11 protein-coding genes are annotated in these 16,460 nt (G+C 66.7%); 9 read left to right on the plus strand and 2 right to left on the minus strand.

Annotated features, from left to right (window positions below; all coding sequences use genetic code 11):
- The 4 genes from RN02_RS31530 to RN02_RS31545 all read left to right on the plus strand — a co-directional run.
- The coding region (locus RN02_RS31530; RefSeq protein ID WP_082033943.1) for a type VI secretion system Vgr family protein at positions 1-1,794 on the plus strand (1,794 nt) is incomplete at its 5' end.
- A gap of 9 nt (positions 1,795-1,803) precedes the next feature.
- Positions 1,804-3,264: a hypothetical protein gene (locus tag RN02_RS31535; protein WP_043319454.1), complete on the plus strand. Its 1,461-nt coding sequence runs from the start codon at positions 1,804-1,806 to the stop codon at positions 3,262-3,264.
- An 11-nt stretch (positions 3,265-3,275) separates the two neighbouring features.
- Entirely contained in the window at positions 3,276-4,604 is a 1,329-nt protein-coding gene (locus RN02_RS31800) for a hypothetical protein (RefSeq protein WP_177331087.1), read from the plus strand.
- A 5-nt stretch (positions 4,605-4,609) separates the two neighbouring features.
- Complete coding sequence (locus RN02_RS31545; protein WP_043319456.1) at positions 4,610-5,566, plus strand: hypothetical protein; 957 nt, start codon at positions 4,610-4,612, stop codon at positions 5,564-5,566.
- Positions 5,567-5,632: 66 nt separating this feature from the next.
- On the opposite strand, the gene pvdP is transcribed toward RN02_RS31545, so the two are convergent.
- Positions 5,633-7,261, minus strand: a complete 1,629-nt coding sequence (pvdP, locus tag RN02_RS31550) for a pyoverdine maturation tyrosinase PvdP (RefSeq protein WP_043319458.1) — start codon at positions 7,259-7,261, stop codon at positions 5,633-5,635.
- A gap of 172 nt (positions 7,262-7,433) precedes the next feature.
- Here pvdP and pvdM point away from each other — a divergent pair, with 172 nt between their 5' ends.
- The 3 genes from pvdM to pvdO are packed head-to-tail and all read left to right on the plus strand — an operon-like array spanning position 7,434 to position 10,974.
- A complete protein-coding gene (pvdM, locus tag RN02_RS31555) occupies positions 7,434-8,780 on the plus strand; it encodes a pyoverdine-tailoring dipeptidase-like protein PvdM (RefSeq protein WP_043319460.1) in 1,347 nt (448 codons plus the stop codon).
- A 19-nt stretch (positions 8,781-8,799) separates the two neighbouring features.
- A complete protein-coding gene (gene pvdN, locus RN02_RS31560; protein WP_043319462.1) occupies positions 8,800-10,080 on the plus strand; it encodes a pyoverdine-tailoring periplasmic protein PvdN in 1,281 nt (426 codons plus the stop codon).
- 27 nt (positions 10,081-10,107) lie between these two features.
- The gene (pvdO, locus tag RN02_RS31565) at positions 10,108-10,974 is read left to right on the plus strand and encodes a dihydropyoverdine dehydrogenase (RefSeq protein WP_043319464.1); all 867 of its coding nucleotides are present in this window, start codon (positions 10,108-10,110) and stop codon (positions 10,972-10,974) included.
- A 58-nt stretch (positions 10,975-11,032) separates the two neighbouring features.
- Here the strand turns inward: pvdO and RN02_RS31570 are convergent, their stop codons facing one another.
- Positions 11,033-11,866: a N(5)-hydroxyornithine transformylase PvdF gene (locus RN02_RS31570; protein WP_043319468.1), complete on the minus strand. Its 834-nt coding sequence runs from the start codon at positions 11,864-11,866 to the stop codon at positions 11,033-11,035.
- Positions 11,867-12,180: 314 nt separating this feature from the next.
- Here RN02_RS31570 and RN02_RS31575 point away from each other — a divergent pair, with 314 nt between their 5' ends.
- Together RN02_RS31575 and fhuE are read left to right on the plus strand one after the other, a co-directional pair.
- Positions 12,181-13,836, plus strand: a complete 1,656-nt coding sequence (locus RN02_RS31575) for a cyclic peptide export ABC transporter (RefSeq protein WP_043319470.1) — start codon at positions 12,181-12,183, stop codon at positions 13,834-13,836.
- Between the two features lie 178 nt (positions 13,837-14,014).
- Positions 14,015-16,387, plus strand: coding sequence for a ferric-rhodotorulic acid/ferric-coprogen receptor FhuE (gene fhuE, locus RN02_RS31580; protein ID WP_236695240.1), 2,373 nt, complete (start codon positions 14,015-14,017; stop codon positions 16,385-16,387).
- The last annotated feature ends 73 nt before the right edge of the window (positions 16,388-16,460 follow it).

Raw genomic sequence — 16,460 nt, forward strand, 5'->3', positions numbered from 1 at the left:
TATCCCGGCCGCTACAAGCAGGGAGAAAGTGGCGAAGCCTTCTCCCGTGACCGCCTGCGCGGCCTGCGGGGTGACGCGCAGACCGCCACGGTCGAAGGTGACGATCCACGCCTGGTCCCCGGCCTGGCCTTCGACCTCATCGGCCATCCCCGCCAGGACTGGAACCATGGCTGGCGCCCGGTGCACATCCGCCATGAGGGCCGCCAGCACACCAGCCAGGCCGAAGAGAGCGCCGGGGCCGAGAGTGGCACCTACTACGGCTATACCGCCCAATTGGTGCCCGACCGCATCGAATGGCGCCCCGTGCCGCGGCCCCGCCCGCTCATCCCGGGCCCGCAGGTGGCCACCGTCGTCGGCCCCGAGGGCGAAGAGTTCCACGTCGATGAATTCGGCCGCGTGCGCGTGCAGTTCCCCTGGGACCGCGAAGGTGCGCACAACGAACACAGCTCCTGCTGGATTCGTCCGCTGCACGGCTGGGCCGGCAGCGGCTGGGGGCAAATCACCCTGCCGCGCATCGGCCAGGAGGTCATCGTCGACTTCCTCGATAGCGACCCGGACCAACCCGTGGTCACGGGCCGCAGCTACCGCGTGGGCAACCGCCCGCCCTACGAACTGCCCAGGCACCAGGTGCTCAGCACCCTCAAGAGCAAGGAACACAAGGGCCAGCGCGCCAGCGAACTGCGCCTGGACGACACCACCGGCGAAATCAGCGCCGCGCTGATGAACGACCATGGCCAAAGCCATCTCCACCTGGGCTACCTCACCCACCCGCGGCCCGACGGCGGCCAGCCGCGCGGCGAAGGCTTCGAGCTGCGCACCGACCTGCACGGCGCCTTGCGCGCGGCGCAGGGCATGCTGCTCAGCACCGAGGCACAAGCCAACGCCAACGGCGGCCTGCTCGACCGCGCGCAACTGGTCAGCACCCTGGAGGCGGCGCTGGAGCTGGCCAGGACCCTGGGCGACTACGCCGGTGAACACCAGGGCCTGGCCCACCAGGCCAAGCCCCAGGAAAACCTGACCGAGGCCGTGCGCGCCATGGGCCACGGCGCCAACGACCAGGCCGACGGCGGCGGCAATGGCAGTGAACCGGTCATCGCCCTCTCCGCCCCGGCCGGCATCGCCCTGGCCAGCCCGCGCAGCATCGCCCTGGGCGCCGGCGAGCACATCGATGCCGCCGCCCAGCAGCATGTGCAGTTCACTGCCGGCGAACAGCTACTGCTCAACGCCGGCCAGGGCCTGGGCACCTTTGCCCAGAGCGGCGACATGCGCCACATCGCCCACCAGGGCCAGTTGCTCTTGCAGGCACAGCACAACAGCGCACGTCTGGAGGCCGACCAGAGCGTGAAGGTCTCGGCCAGCCAGGAGCACATCATCGTCAACGCCAAGACACACCTCACCCTGCTCTGCGGTGGCGCCTACGTGAAGATCGCCGACGGCAATATCGAGATGGGCATGCCGGGAGATTTTGTCGTCAAGGCGGGCAAGCACAGCCTGGTGGGGCCGGGTTCCGCCAGCCTTCCCCTGCCTCGATGGTCGAAAAGCGATTCCGGCAACTGGATCGAGATCAACCACCGCGGTGCCGACGACCAGCAGTTCGCAGGGCAGGAATACCGGATTCTTTTCGAGAACGGCCAGAACATCACCGGGAAGCTCGACGCCCAGGGGTACGCCCGCCACGAAAATGTGCCCGAGAAAGCCGTCAAGGTCGAGTACGCCCCCCTCGAACCGCGTGAGGATTCCACCTGGGAACCCCTGCGGCACCTGATCGACGCAGCCCGAAACAAGCTGGGTTAAGGACGACCTATGTGGGAAGAACTCGAAAACGCATTGGCCTGGTACGCCGCCGCCCCCGCGCGCTGGCTCGGTAGCGCCCGGCAGGACCTGGGCGCTGCCGCCGAATGGCTCTGGATCGTCCTGCAAGGGGACTTCGCCGAAGAGCAGAGTACCGCCCAGGTGGTGACCGGCACGGTGATCTCGATGATCCCCATCGTCGACCAGTTGTGCGATGTGCGCGACCTGGTGGCCAACTGCCGGAAGATCAACGCCGACAGCAGCAATCACTGGGCCTGGATCGCCCTGGTCCTGACCCTGATCGGCCTGTTTCCCGTGCTCGGCTCGCTGGCCAAGGGCTGCTGCAAGATCCTCTTCGCCTACGGGCGCAAGTTCGCCGTGCGCTCCGGCGCGGCGCTGAAGGCCGAAGGCTTCTGGGACGCCAGCTGGCCCTTCGTCGAGGCCGGTATCGGCAAGCTCAACCAGCACCTGCAAACGCCCGCGGTGCGTCGTAGCCTGCGCGCCCTGAACATCCAGAACCCCTATCGCTGGCTGGCCGGCAAGCTGCGGGAAGTGATCGCGCAGCTCAAGGTGGCGGAACTGACGAAGGTCTTCGACGAATTGATCGATGCCCTGCGCCAACTGCTCGACCTGGTCCGGCGCTGGGGCAGCGCGGCCATGGCCAGCCGCGCCGGGCAGTTGCTGGAGTCCGTGCTGAACGTACGGCGCATGGCCAACCAGAAGCTCGAAGGCCTGCTCGGCCCCGTGCGCGACTGGCTGGAGCGGCTGGCCCGCCGCCTGGATATCGAGGCGGACATGAACTACCGGGCCCAGGTGAACGCCCGGAATCACCACGGGACACCGCGCCTACAGGCGGAAGACGATGCGCTGGAGTTCGAGCGGAACAAGCCGGAGTGGGTGGATAAGACGGGGGAGTTGGTTCACAAGGAAATGGCAAAGGCTCCTTCAAAACCCGGCTGGCCGGATATCAGCAAGACAGCCCCCAGACCATTGGATAACGCCTTCAAAACTTTCGAAGATGCCCTGCCGGTGACTCTGAAACCTGGCGAAAGGTTATACCGCGTAGTGGCTCCCAGCTCCTTCGACAACAGCATCTGCTGGATGCGCGAGGCTGAGTTCCTCACCCTGAGCGGTCGTGACGACTGGCGCCGCCGCTTCGCCGTCTGGCGCTACTGGAACCGCAATGGCGAGTACGTCGTCTACACCGTGCCGCCGGGCAAGGGCCTGAATGTCTGGGAAGGGCCGGCTGCCAGCCAGAAACTCAAGAACTCCAACTACGTACTTGAAGGTGGCGCCGTGCAGATCGTCCTCGATCCCCGGCAGTTGCAGCCGGAGCATCTGAGCCGGCGCCGGCCCACCCAGTGGGGCTATAGCGACTTCCCTGGCGAGAGCGACGAATTCCTCGGCCTGCCCAAGCTGACCAACCATATCGATGGGCGCAACCTGCCACCCGATTCCAAACTCGACCTCTGAAAGGACGCCTTATGCCTACCCCTTTGAGACCCCAGGAAATCTACCTGCTCGAACGCTTCAGTTCCAAGGCATACTACCAGCAGATGCAGGACGCCTGGGCGGCAATGCTCAAACATGTGGAAGACTGCCTGCAACGCTTCATGCGGCAGTTACCGGCGGACTACCGCAAGCGCGGCCTGCCGATGCAACCGGATATCGTCTGGGGCGACACCGTATTGCCGAACTTCCGCGAAACGATGATCTATGTGGACCGAGGCTTTATCAGCCTGACCCACGGCGATCACTCGGGGTTGTTCGGGGCCGTGGGTGTTGAAGGTGATATGCGAGGCGTCAAGGATTACTGGGACGGCTGGCTGGATGAAGTGGCTCCCGATGCGGGGGAAATATACGGGAAGCTAATTGGGCGGGCTTCGCACTTTGCTGGGAATATTTTGGCAACCGCTGAAGCACATTGGGTAACAACTTTTTTAACCACCGGATACAGCGAAGAGCGCGGCCCCCTTGATCCTCCCCCCGCCTGGCCACGTTATCGCCTGAATCCCCAGGTACAGGTCCGTACGGGAGAGCCGGTTCCACAAACAGGTGTCTATCTGCCGGATGTGGATGACGCCAGTGCGCAGTTCCTGATTGCTTCCCACCATTTCACCACTTATACGCGTAACGCTCCCAAAGCCTGTGTGGGACTGAGACCAAGCGGCCTCAACTACGCCTCCCAAGAGCCAACCCTCTGGACCCTGGTCGAACGTGTACCCGGCGAAACCGTGCCCTTCGAAGAAGGACTCGGCCCCTTGCCCGTGCCACCTGTTTACGCTGGCCAGCCCTGCCCACGTGCCGGCTTCTGGTTCACCCTCGCTCAGCACGATTCGCGCCGCTACTTCCAGCAGGGCGAGATTTTCCCCGAAGTGCCGCGCGGCCTCGCCAAGGGCCATGTGCTCTGGCTATGGGATGAAGAACAGGACGGCACACCGGCGGTTTTATCCTCCAGCGCTGCCACGGTCGACCTGCCCGCGCCAGTGGCGGATACCCCCAGCGCGTTCGCCAACAGCGGCGAACCGGCGCCCCGCGCCGGACTGTGGCAGGTAATAGACAACCCCAGCGTTCAGTTCCGCGCCGGCCAGGCGGGCGAAGTCTTGCCTACCTACCAGGGCCAGCCGCTGCGCTGGCAGTGGATCGAACAGCCCGGAACAGGTTTGCGCGCCACCTCCGGCCAGCCTTGCCCCTACCCTGGCGTATGGAGTTGCGAGGACTGGCCAACCGGTGAGCAGACCTTCATGCATGGTGTACCCCTGCCACAAGTGGAAGGGCGCAACGTAACCTGGAAGCTGGTACGCGGCAGTTGACGACGATGCCCACGCCCTTGAGACCCCAGGAAATCTACCTGCTCGAACGCTTCAGTTCCAAGGAGTACTACCAGCAGATGCAAGACGCCTGGGCGGCAATGCTCAAACATGTGGAAGACTGCCTGCAACGCTTCATGCGGCAGTTACCGGCGGACTACCGCAAGCGCGGCCTGCCGATGCAACCGGATATCGTCTGGGGCGACGTATTGCCGAATTTCCGCGAAACGATGATCTATGTGGACCGAGGCTTTATCAGCCTGACCCATGGCGACCACTCGGGGCTATTCGGGGCCGTGGGTGTTCAGGGCGACATGCGAGGCCAGCGGGAATATTGGAGCGGCTGGCTGGATGAAGTGGAGCCCGGTGCGGATGAACGATACTGGGACCTGATCGCACAAGCTTCGCACTTTGCCCGCAATATCCTGGCAACCGCTCATGCGCATTGGAATCAAGGAGTGCTGTCTACTCGCTTCAACCCTTCGGTCCGAGGACCGCTCGCGCCCCCCACCGCCTGGCCACGTTATCGTCTGAATCCCCAGGTACAGGTCCGTACTGGAGAGCCGGTTCCGCAAACAGGTGTCTATCTGCCCGATGTGGATGACGCCAGCGCACAGTTTCTGATCGCTTCCCACTACTTCACCAGTTATACGCGTAACGCTCCTGAGGCCAGCGTCGGCTACGACCCTGACACTTTGCAAAACATCTCCGAGGCTCCAACTCTCTGGACCCTGGTCGAACGCGTACCCGGTGAAACCGTACCCTTCGAAGAAGGCCTCGGCCCCCTGCCCGTGCCGCCTGTTTACGCTGGCCAGCCCTGCCCACGTGCCGGCTTCTGGTTCACCCTCGCTCAGCACGATTCGCGCCGCCACTTCCAGCAGGGTGAGATTTTCCCCGAAGTGCCGCGCGGCCTCGCCAAGGGCCATGTGCTCTGGCTATGGGATGAAGAACAGGACGGTGCATAGGCGCTTTCAACCACTTCTCAGGTCTGATGCAATCAGGCCCGCCGTGTCTTTCTGCGATCTACCCGCTCAGCGCTCCGCCAGCTTCAGGTTGCGCGCATACCACGGCCGCCGCGGCGCGCGCTTTAGCCAGCCCTTGCGCTCGTCGTCCTCGGTGAGGATGACGCGCAGCGCCAGTTTCATGGTCTCCACGTCCAGGGCCAGGTCGCTGCTGCTCGCCTGCAGGTCGGAGAGGCCGCAGCCGTGGGTGGATGGGCCCAGCCAGGGGTCGTCGATCTCCACCCAGCGGCCGCGGGCGAACCAGGGCATGCCCAGCACCTCGGCGCGGCGCACCTCGCCCGGGTGGAAGCGCTCGTGGGCGCGGAACCAGTCCTCGATGCGGTCGTCGATCCAGCCGTGGAAGCACCAGAACACCGGGTTCACGTGGGACGAGAAGGGGTCGCCGAGGAAGTCGTTCTCGCGCAGGAACCAGCGCGGCGCGAAGTCGGCGTAGTTGCGGTCGGTCATCAGCGGCGCGCCGTTGGACGGGTCGCGCGTCACGCTGGCCCAGCGCATGTGCAGCCAGTCGTGCAGGCCCAGTTCCAGCTCCGAGCCGAACTGGCCCAGGGTGAGCTTCGCCAGGTAGGCCGGGTCCTGGTACTGCGACTCCCAGACCTGGAAATTGCCGTGGTAGGCATCGGCGCTCTTCAGGCCGTGCAGCCACTGGCTGTATTCGTCATCGTCCACCGCCACCCAGGCCGGCGGCACCGAGCAGCCGTCGGCGTTCTCGAAGTAGCGGATGAAGCCGGCGCGGTCGTATTCCAGCGGCACCGCCGGCGGCGGCAGGCGCTGCCAGGACGGCAGGTCCTGCAGCGAACGGGCCTTGGCCAGCATGCGGCGGTGCATGAAGAGGAAATCGATGCCCGAGGCGTTGCGGTCCTTGTGCCGGCCGCGCGCGTCGCGCTCGGCGTCCAGCGGCCCGGGCTGCCAGCCCACGCCGCGCAGTGCGTTGCGCTGGGCCTCGTCGAGGTGGTGCCACTTGTCCCGCGAGGCGTGCCAGAGCTGGTGGAACAGGCGGTGCTGCGGCGACACCAGCCAGGCCAGCAGCGCCTCGTTGAGCGGCAGGCGCTCGCGTGCCAGGGGAAAGGGGCGTTTTTTGGCGACGAAGCGGCAGTCCTGCTGCGGCAGGGACAGGTCTCGGTCCAGGCGCTGGAGGCGGCCGCTGAGGGTGCCGTCGCCGGCGTTGGCGAGGTTGTCCCACACCTCGTCGAACACAGCGCTGCATTCGTGGCTGGGCGTGTTGTCTTCGCCCAGCAGGCGCCAGCGGATGTTCGCCGAGCTGGCGCCGACCAGGTCGCCGAGCACCCGGTAGCGCGGCGGTTCCGTGCCGCGCAGGCGCTCCGGGGTGTCCAGCCAGCCGATCAGCCCGCGCCCGCGGGGGCCGCAGTCGAGGACCAGTTGCAGGCCTTCGGCGGGCAGGCCCGGCAGCCCCTGCCCGGCATCGAGCAGGCGCAGATCCCAGATGCCGCGCAGGCGGTCGGCCAGGCGCAGCTCGGCGCCGGCGCTGGTTTCCAGGCTGGCTTCGCCGGGCGTCTCCGACTCCCGCGCGTCCAGCTCGCGGCGCTGCAGTTCGCGGTAGCCGAAGTAAGCCGCCGTCGGCAACGCCGCCGCCCCCGTCACCGCCAGGGCCGCCATGAAACCGCGTCGAGAAACCGTCATCGTCCGTCCTGTGTCCGTCGCCAAGCAGGCTGTACCGAGGCTAGAACGGTCGGCCCGGCGGCAAATTTAGCGGCGCGCCGGCGCTAAATTTCCGCCCGCACGCCTCGTCCTCCCCCACAGGCGATGCCCTGCCCCGGGCTGCCATCCGACTCCAACGCTGACTGGGACGGCAATGACTAGCACCCGCACGAAAAAGATCCTCTGGCTCACCCTGCCCCTGCTCGTACTGGCCCTCGTGGCGGGCGCCGCGGCCTGGCTGCTGCTGATCCGCGCCCAGCCCTACCCGCGCGAGGTGATGGCCCACGCCGAGGCGCTGCACGAGCGCATCCTGTCCTTCGACAGCCGGGTGACCGTGCCCCTGGACTTCGGCACCGAGGGTCACGAGGCCGACCGCGACGGCCCCTCGCAGCTGGACCTGGTCAAGGCCGGGCGTGGCCGCCTGTCCGGCGCGGCCCTGGCGATCTTCGGCTGGCCGGAGATGTGGAGCGGCCCCGACGCCCCGCACAAGCCCACGCCGGGCTTCGTCGACGAGGCGCGGCACCAGCAGGAAATCCGCTACAGGATTCTCACCGGCATGGTCCGCGACTTCCCCGAGCGGGTGGGCATCGCCTACACGCCGGAGGATTTCCGCCGCCTGGCCATGGAAGGCAAGTTCGCCATCGTCATGAGCATGCTCAACGCCTACCCGCTGGGCGACGACCTGTCCCAGCTGGACCTGTGGGCCGCCCGTGGCGTGCGCATGTTCGGCTTCAACTACGTGGGCAACAACAGCTGGTCCGATTCCTCCCGCCCCCTGCCCTTCTTCAACGATTCGCCCGACGCCCTGGGCGGCCTCTCGCCCCTGGGCAAGCAGGCGGTGCAACGGCTCAACGACCTGGGGGTGATCATCGACGTCTCGCAGATGTCGACCAAGGCACTGGAGCAGGTCGCCACCCTCAGCCGCGCGCCCATCGTCGCCTCGCACTCGGCGCCGCGCGCGCTGGTGGACATCCGCCGCAACCTCAGCGACCACGAGATGCAACTGATCAAGGACAGCGGCGGGGTCATCCAGGTGGTCGGCTTCGCGGCCTACCTGCGCCCGCTGAGCAAGCCCACCCTGGAGAAGCTCGACGCCCTGCGCGCGCGCTTCGACCTGCCGCCGCTGGCCGGCCTGGACTACGCGCTGATGCCCGGCGACCCGGTGATCGCCATCTGGCCGGAGAAGAAGTTCGGCGAATACGCCAGCAGCCTCTACGGCATCCTCGACGAGGAGCCCAAGGCCGGTCTGGCGGACTTCGTCAACGCCATCGACTACACGGTGAAGAAGGTCGGCATCGACCACGTCGGCATCAGCTCCGACTTCAACGACGGCGGCGGCCTGGACGGCTGGAAGGACGAGAGCGAAATCCGCAACGTCACCGCCGAGCTGATCACCCGCGGCTACTCCGACGCCGACATCGCCAAGCTCTGGGGCGGCAACTTCCTGCGCGTATGGGGCGAGGTGCAGAAGCGCGCCAAGCCACCCGTCGCCACCCGCTGAGCCGCGCCAAGGACATTCCATGAACGACCGCCGTACCTTCCTCAAGCAGGCCGGGCTGCTCGCCGCCAGCCTGCCCCTGCTGCAGACTTCCGACCTGGCCCTGGCCGCCACCGCGCCGGCCGGCGCGGACAAGTGGCAGGCCCTGCGCCGGCAATTCGACCTCGATCCGAACTACCTGCACTTCGCCAACTTCCTGCTGACCTCGCACCCGCGCCCGGTGCAGCAGGCCATAGACGCGCTGCGCGCGCGCTTCAACGCCAACCCCGGCGAGGCGGTGGACTGGGACCGCGAGGAGGTCTGGAAATACGAGGACGAGACGCGCGCCTGGGCCGGCCGTTATTTCGGCGTCAAGCCGGCGCAGGTGGCCCTCACCGGCAGCACCACCGAAGGCCTCGCCGCCATCTACGGCGGCCTGCTGGTGGCGCCGGGCAAGGAAATCCTCACCACCGTCCACGAACACTATTCCACCTATACCACCCTGGAATACCGCCACAAGCGCATGGGCACACAGGTACGCGAATTTCCCCTGTTCAAGGACCCGCACCAAGCCTCGGCCGACGAAATCCTCGCCAGCATCCGCCGCAACATCCGCCCCGAGACGCGGGTGCTGGGCATGACCTGGGTGCAGTCGGGCAGCGGCGTGAAGCTGCCGGTGCGCGAAATCGGCCAACTGGTGGCCGAGGCCAACCGCAACCGCGACGCCGCCGAGCGGATCATCTACGTGGTCGACGGCGTGCACGGCTTCGGCGTGGAGGACGCGAACTTCGCCGACTTCGGCTGCGACTACTTCATCGCCGGCACCCACAAGTGGCTGTTCGGCCCGCGCGGCACCGGCGTCATCATCGCCCGCGAGGAGCAGTTGCAGGACCATCTGGTGCCGAGCATCCCCACCTTTACCCGCGCCGACAGCTTCGGCACCCTGATGACTCCCGGCGGCTACCACGCCTTCGAGCACCGCCTGGCGCTGGGCAAGGCCTTCGAGCTGCACCTGCAGCTGGGCAAGGCCGACGTCCAGGCGCGCATCCACCAGCTCAACGGCTACCTCAAGCAGCGCCTGGCCGAGCACGCGAAAGTGCGCATGGTCACGCCGACCAGTCCGGAACTCTCCTCCGGCTTCACCTTCTTCCGCGTCGACGGCCGCGACTGCGACGCCGTGGCCCGGCACCTGATGGCGCACAAGGTGATCAGCGACGCCGTGGACCGCGACGTCGGCCCGGTGGTGCGCCTGGCGCCCAGCCTGCTCAACGACGAGGCGCAGATCGACCGGGTGCTGGACATCCTCGCCCCGCAGCTCGCCTGACCCGCTTCCCACTTCACGAGAACCGCCATGCACGCATTACCGCCCCTGGCCCTGGCCACCCTGCTCCTGGCCGCCCCCACCGCTTTCGCCGCCGAGGCGCACAAGCCGGGCGCCGTGTTCAAGGACTGCAAGGACTGCCCCGAGATGGTGGTGCTGCCCGCCGGCAGCTTCACCATGGGCACCCCGGACGACGAGACGGGCCGCCAGCCGGACGAAGGCCCGCTGCACACCGTGACCTTCGCCCAGCCCTTCGCCATCAGCCGCTACCAGGTCACCGCCGCCGAGCTGGACGCCTACCTGAAGGCCACAGGCGTGCGCCTGGCCAACGGCGACACCCGCCCCGGCCGCGAATGCATCGCCGGCAAGCCGCGCTACCAGCAGGGCCCGCGCCAGCCGGCGGTGTGCGTCGACTACGAGGACGTGAAGGGCTACGCGGCCTGGCTGTCGAAGAAGACCGGCCAGCATTACCGGATGATCAGCGAAGCCGAACGCGAATATGCCGCCCGCGCCGGCAGCGCCGGGCCCTTCCCGTTCCCCTTCGACGAAGGCAAGGACTACAGCATCGCCAAGCACGCCAACACCTACGGCGCCGCCGACGGCTACAACTTCACTTCGCCGGCGGGCAGCTTCCCGCCCAACGCCTTCGGCGTGTACGACATGCACGGCAACGTCTACGAATGGGTCGCCGACTGCTGGCACGACAACTACGACGGCGCCCCCAGCGACGGCAGCGCCTGGATCGACAGCGACTGCAAGCTGGTGCAGATCCGCGGCAACGACTGGGGCGAGGCGCCGATCTTCTCCCGCTCGGGCAACCGCAACAATGCGTACAAGAGCGACCGCGGCGACTGGATAGGTTTCCGCGTCGCCCGCGAGCTGGTGAACAAGCCCTGAATGTGACAAGGCCGGCACTACCATCGCCGTGCCGGCCCTGGCAACCACTCTGCCGCGCTCAGTCGCCCTGCTTTTCCGCCAGCAGCGCCAGCCCTTCGTGCAGGGCCGGGAACAGGCTGTTGTTGAAGTTGTTCCAGCGCAGCTCGAGGATGCTGTCCTCGGGGGAAATCTCGGTCTTCAGCACGTCGTGGAAGACTTCGCCGGAGTCGATGCCGTTGTCCACGTAGTGGAACGAGGCCCCGGTCCAGTACAGCGGCTCCACCGCGACCTTCTCCATGGTCGTCCAGTTCACCACCTTCTCGCCCCGCGCGCCGTATAGCGCATCGAGGGTCGCATAGGCGCCACGGCGCTCGTAGGGCGAGTCCTCGCGGGTCACGCCGGGATGGATGTTCATGATCCGCCGGGCGAACGGCGCCCCCGGGCGCACCAGCTCGTCGAGGATCACCAGCAGGCCGTCCAGCACCGCGACATCGGTGCCCAGTTCCACCAGGGTGTCGTGCAGGCGCCGTTCGAAGTCCTGCTTGCCGGCGATGTGCTCGGGCGTGCCGCGCGGGTGCCGGCGATAGGTCGAAGGCACGCTCAGCAGCAGGTCGTTCAAGCGCCTGCCCTGAACCTCGAGGTCAGCCGGGTAGAACCACTGCCGGCCCGGCTGGTAGGCGAAGCCATAGTCCTTGATCTTTTCCTGGTCGCGCGGCGATTGCGGGTCGTCGTCGTAGATCACGCCGACCAGCTCGTACTGTTCGCCCAGCGAAGTCCGGTTCAGCGATTCGACGAGAAACTCCAGCACCGACTTCATGTAGCGCTCTTCCCCCTTGTAGGGGACGTACTGGCCGGCCTTGTCCGCAGCCGCGTTACGCAGCGACCAGATATAGGCGAGTTTGCGTTTCTTCATGGTGGTTTCTTTCCTGGGCATGGCTCGGCTTGGCGCACGCGGGCGCGCGCCGTGGGTTCGGCGGGCCGGGGCAGCGAGCCCCCGCTACCCGCACTTCACTAAGGGCAACGAACGACCCCGGGGCGAATTTATCCGCGCGCGCCGAGCGGTTCGCCGGCCCCCGGCGCAGGCGTCCAGGCGGACCTGGCGCACAGCCGGCTAAATCAGATGGCCAGTTGCTCGTCTTTGCACTAAATCCGGCGGGCCGTTCCTCGTCTTTCCAGTTCGACGCGCCATGCCATTGAGTTCCTGCCCAGCAGGCATCCGAGAAGCCCATGCCCCGCACAGCCGAAAGCCTCACCCATGAAACCCTGACGCTCCTCAAGCCCTTCTGGCCCCAGCTGCTGCTTTCCGTGCTGCTGGGGGTCGCCGGCGGCCTCAGCATCACGGCCCTGCTGGCCACCATCAATACCGCGATGAACATCGAGGGCGGCCCCAACCTGCGCATCGCGCTGGTGTTCGCCCTGCTCTGCGTGACGACCCTGGCCTGTTCCACGCTCTCCAAGCTGCTGACCAACTACATCGGCCAGCGCGTGGTCGCCACCCTGCGCCGCGAGCTCGCCGCGCGGATCCTCTGCGCGCCCATCGAGCAACTGGAGCGCTACCGCGCCCACCGCCTGATACCGGTCCTGCTCAAGGACGTCAGCTCGCTGAGCATCTTCGCCCTGAGCGTGGCGCCCATGCTCATCGCCCTGAGCGTGACCCTCGGCTGCCTGGGCTACCTGGCCCTGCTGTCCTGGCAGATTCTCGCGGTGACGGTGCTCACGGTGATCATCGGCAGCGGCGCGCAGTACCTGGCGCACCACTTCGGCACCCACAGCCTGCAGGCGGCCCGCGACGGCGAGGACGAGCTGCAGAAGCACTACCAGGCGATCTCCGCCGGCGCCAAGGAGCTGCGCATCCAGCGCGAGCGCCGCCTGGACCTGCTGGACCGGCAGATCCACGACAGCACCGAACGCATCTGCAAGGCCAACATCCGCGCCGCCTCGATCTTCATCAGCGCGGAAAGCTTCGGCTCCATGCTGTTCTTCGCGGTCATCGGCATGGCCATCGCCCTCCTGGCCATCTGGCCCGCCACGGAAAAAACCGTGCTCGGCGGCTTCGTGCTGGTGATGCTCTACATGAAGGCCCCGCTGGAGCAGCTGGTCACCAACATTCCCGGGCTCAGCCAGGCCAAGGTCGCGCTCATGCGCATCAACGAGCTGTCGCGGCGCTTCTCGTCCGCCGAGCCGCAGCTGCTGGCGAAGGCGGCCGCCCCGGCGAACTTGGCCCCGGAACAGATCGAGCTGCGCCAGGTGCGCTACGACTACCCGCAGGCGGCCGGCGGCCAGAGTTTCCACCTCGGCCCCATCGACCTGACCATCCGCCAGGGCGAGATCGTCTTCATCGTCGGCGAGAACGGCTGCGGCAAGACCACGCTGATCAAGCTGCTGCTGGGCCTGTACAACCCGCACCAGGGCGAGATACGCCTGAACGGCCAGGCCGTCGGCGATGGCGAGCGGGACGACTACCGGCAGCTGTTCGCCACCGTGTTCACCGACTACTACCTGTTCGACGAACTGCTCAGGGGGCGCACGGAAATCCCCGAACAGGCGATCCGCTACCTGGAGCGCCTGGACATCGCCCACAAGGTCGGCATCCGCGACGGCAGCTTCACCACCACCGACCTGTCCACCGGCCAGCGCAAGCGCCTGGCGCTGATCAACGCCTGGCTCGACGACCGCCCGGTGCTGGTGTTCGACGAATGGGCGGCCGACCAGGACCCGGCCTTCCGCCGCGTGTTCTACACCGAGCTGCTCCCCGAACTCAAACAGCAGGGCAAGACGATCATCGTGATCTCCCACGACGATCGCTACTTCCATACCGCCGACCAGCTGGTTCGCCTGGCGGCGGGACAAGTCATCCACGAACGGGAGGCCGCCGAAGTGTAAGTTCCAACTTTCCGGACCAGAGCCTTCTGGCCCGCGACAACGGGAAATGTTCCGGGCCAATTTGCCTTTTCACATCTGCCAAAAACATTAAAAGAGCAAATCATCCATGCCAGCACACTACGCCTTATCCCCCTTGAGCAAAGCCGTCCTGATTCGGCGCTACCTCGGCGGCAGGCTCATGCCGCACTCCCTGGCCGTGGCCCTGAGCCTGCCGCTGGCGGGCTACGTCCAGGCCCAGGAAGTCAACTTCGACATTCCCGCGCAGTCCCTGGGCAGCGCGCTGCAGGCCTTCGGCAAGCAGGCCAACCTGCAGGTGCTCTACCGTCCCGAGGACGTCGCCGGCAAGCGCAGCCAGGCGCTGAGGGGCAAGCGCGAGCCGTCCCAGGCCCTCTCCGAGCTGCTGCAGGGCACCGGGGCCGCCCAGCACATCGAGGGGGATACCGCCACCGTCAGCTTCGGCGGTGACAACGGCAGCCTGGAAATGGGCGCCACCACCATCGTCAGCAACCGCCTGGCCACCACCACCGAAGGCACCGGTTCCTACACCACCGGCGCCACCGCCGCCGCCACCGGGCTGCCGCTGTCGACGCGCGAGACGCCGCAGTCGGTGAGCGTCATCACCCGCCAGCGGATGGACGACCAGAACATGACCACCCTCGGCGACGTGCTGGCCAACGCGCCGGGCATCTCCGCGCCGCAGCTGGATAGCGAGCGCACCGTCTTCGCCTCGCGCGGCTTCTTCATCAACGACCTGCAGTACGACGGCATCTCCAGCTACTACAAGAGCAACTACGCCGCAGGCGAGTCCGAGCTGGACGCCATCATCTACGACCGCATCGAGATCGTCCGCGGCGCCACCGGCCTGCTCACCGGCGCCGGCGAGCCCTCGGCCTCGGTCAACCTGGTGCGCAAGCGCGCCGACAGCAAGGAATTCCGCGGCGAGGCGCAGGTCAGCGCCGGCTCCTGGGACAACTACCGCAGCACTCTGGACCTGTCCGGCCCGCTGACGCCCACCGGCAACGTGCGCGGCCGCCTGGTGGGTGCCTACCAGGACAAGAAGAACTTCTTCGACCGCTATTCCCGCGAGGGCCACGTGATCTACGGCGTGGTCGACGTGGACCTGACCGACGCCACCACCCTGAGCCTGGGCGCCAGCTATCAGAAGTCCGACGCCGACGGCCTGACCTACGGCGGCGTGCCGCTGTGGAACAGCGACGGCTCGAAGACCCACTACAGCCGCTCGTTCAGCATCGCGCCGAAGTGGAACACCGAGGAAGTCGAGGTCAAGAACTTCTTCGCCAACCTCGAGCACCGCTTCGATAACGACTGGCTGGCGCAGTTCCGCGTCATGCACAACCGCAACGAGGTGGACAACGCGCGTATCTTCAACTGGGGCTTTCCCGACCCGGAGACCGGCCTGATCGATGCCGAACCCTCGCAGTCGCGCTTCCCCGGCGAGCGCAAGCAGCAGAGCACCGACCTGCGCCTGTCCGGCCCATTCGAACTGTTCGGGCGCACCCACGAGGCCGTGGTCGGCGCCACCTACTTCGACCACAAGTACTCGTTCGACTGGATCGGCAACAAGACGCCCTGGCAATCCCCGGTCAGCGTGTACGATTTCGGCCACGTGGCGGAACCGGAGTGGGACTACGAGAACCGCGAACTCTCCGAGCGCAACCACACCAAGCAGAAGGCCGGCTACGCCGCCCTGCGCCTGTCCCTGGCCGACCCGCTGAAGCTGATCCTCGGCGGCCGCTTCACCCAGTACGACCGCGAAGGCGCCGGCTGGGCCTCCTCGGGCGAGTACGACTACAGCGACCACAAGTTCATCCCCTACGCCGGCCTGGTCTACGACCTGAACCAGAACTACTCGCTGTACGCCAGCTACACCAGCATCTTCAACTTCCAGGACTACCGCGACCGCAACGGCGCCTGGCTCGACCCGGTCACCGGCGACGCCTACGAGGCCGGCATCAAGGGCGAATTCCTCGACGGCAGGCTGAACGCCTCGCTGGCCGCCTTCCGCATCGTCCAGGACAACCTCGGCCAGCAGGACGTCGGCTACTCCGTGCCCGGCAACCCCGACAGCCCGGCCTACTACGCCACCGACGGCGCCACCTCCAAGGGCGTGGAGTTCGAACTGTCCGGCGCGCTCAGCGAGAACTGGAACGCCTTCTTCTTCGCCACCCACTACAGCGCCAAGGACTCCGACGACAACGACGTGAACACCCAGCTGCCGCGCACCATGGCGCGCCTGTTCACCACCTACCGCCTGCCCGGGCAGTGGAAGCAGCTGACGGTGGGCGGCGGCGCCAACTGGCAGAGCCGTATCTACTACGACGGTGTGGGTCCCCAAGGCCAGCGTCAGGAGCAGTCCGACTACCTGGTCGCCAACCTGATGGCCCGCTACGACATCACCCCGCAGATCTCGGCGCAGCTGAACGTCAACAACCTGTTCGACGAGAAGTACCAGACCGCGGTGAACTGGTACGGCCAGGGCGTCTGGGGCGCCCCCAGGAACCTGATGGGCACCCTCAGCTACAAGTTCTAAGCGTCACGCGGCAAAAACGACGGGGGCCAGGCCCCCGTCGTCATTTCTACTCCCCAGCTTTTCGTAGGCAAAC

This window comes from Pseudomonas sp. PI1 (assembly GCF_000812405.1).
In the GTDB taxonomy this organism is placed as follows: domain Bacteria; phylum Pseudomonadota; class Gammaproteobacteria; order Pseudomonadales; family Pseudomonadaceae; genus Pseudomonas; species Pseudomonas citronellolis.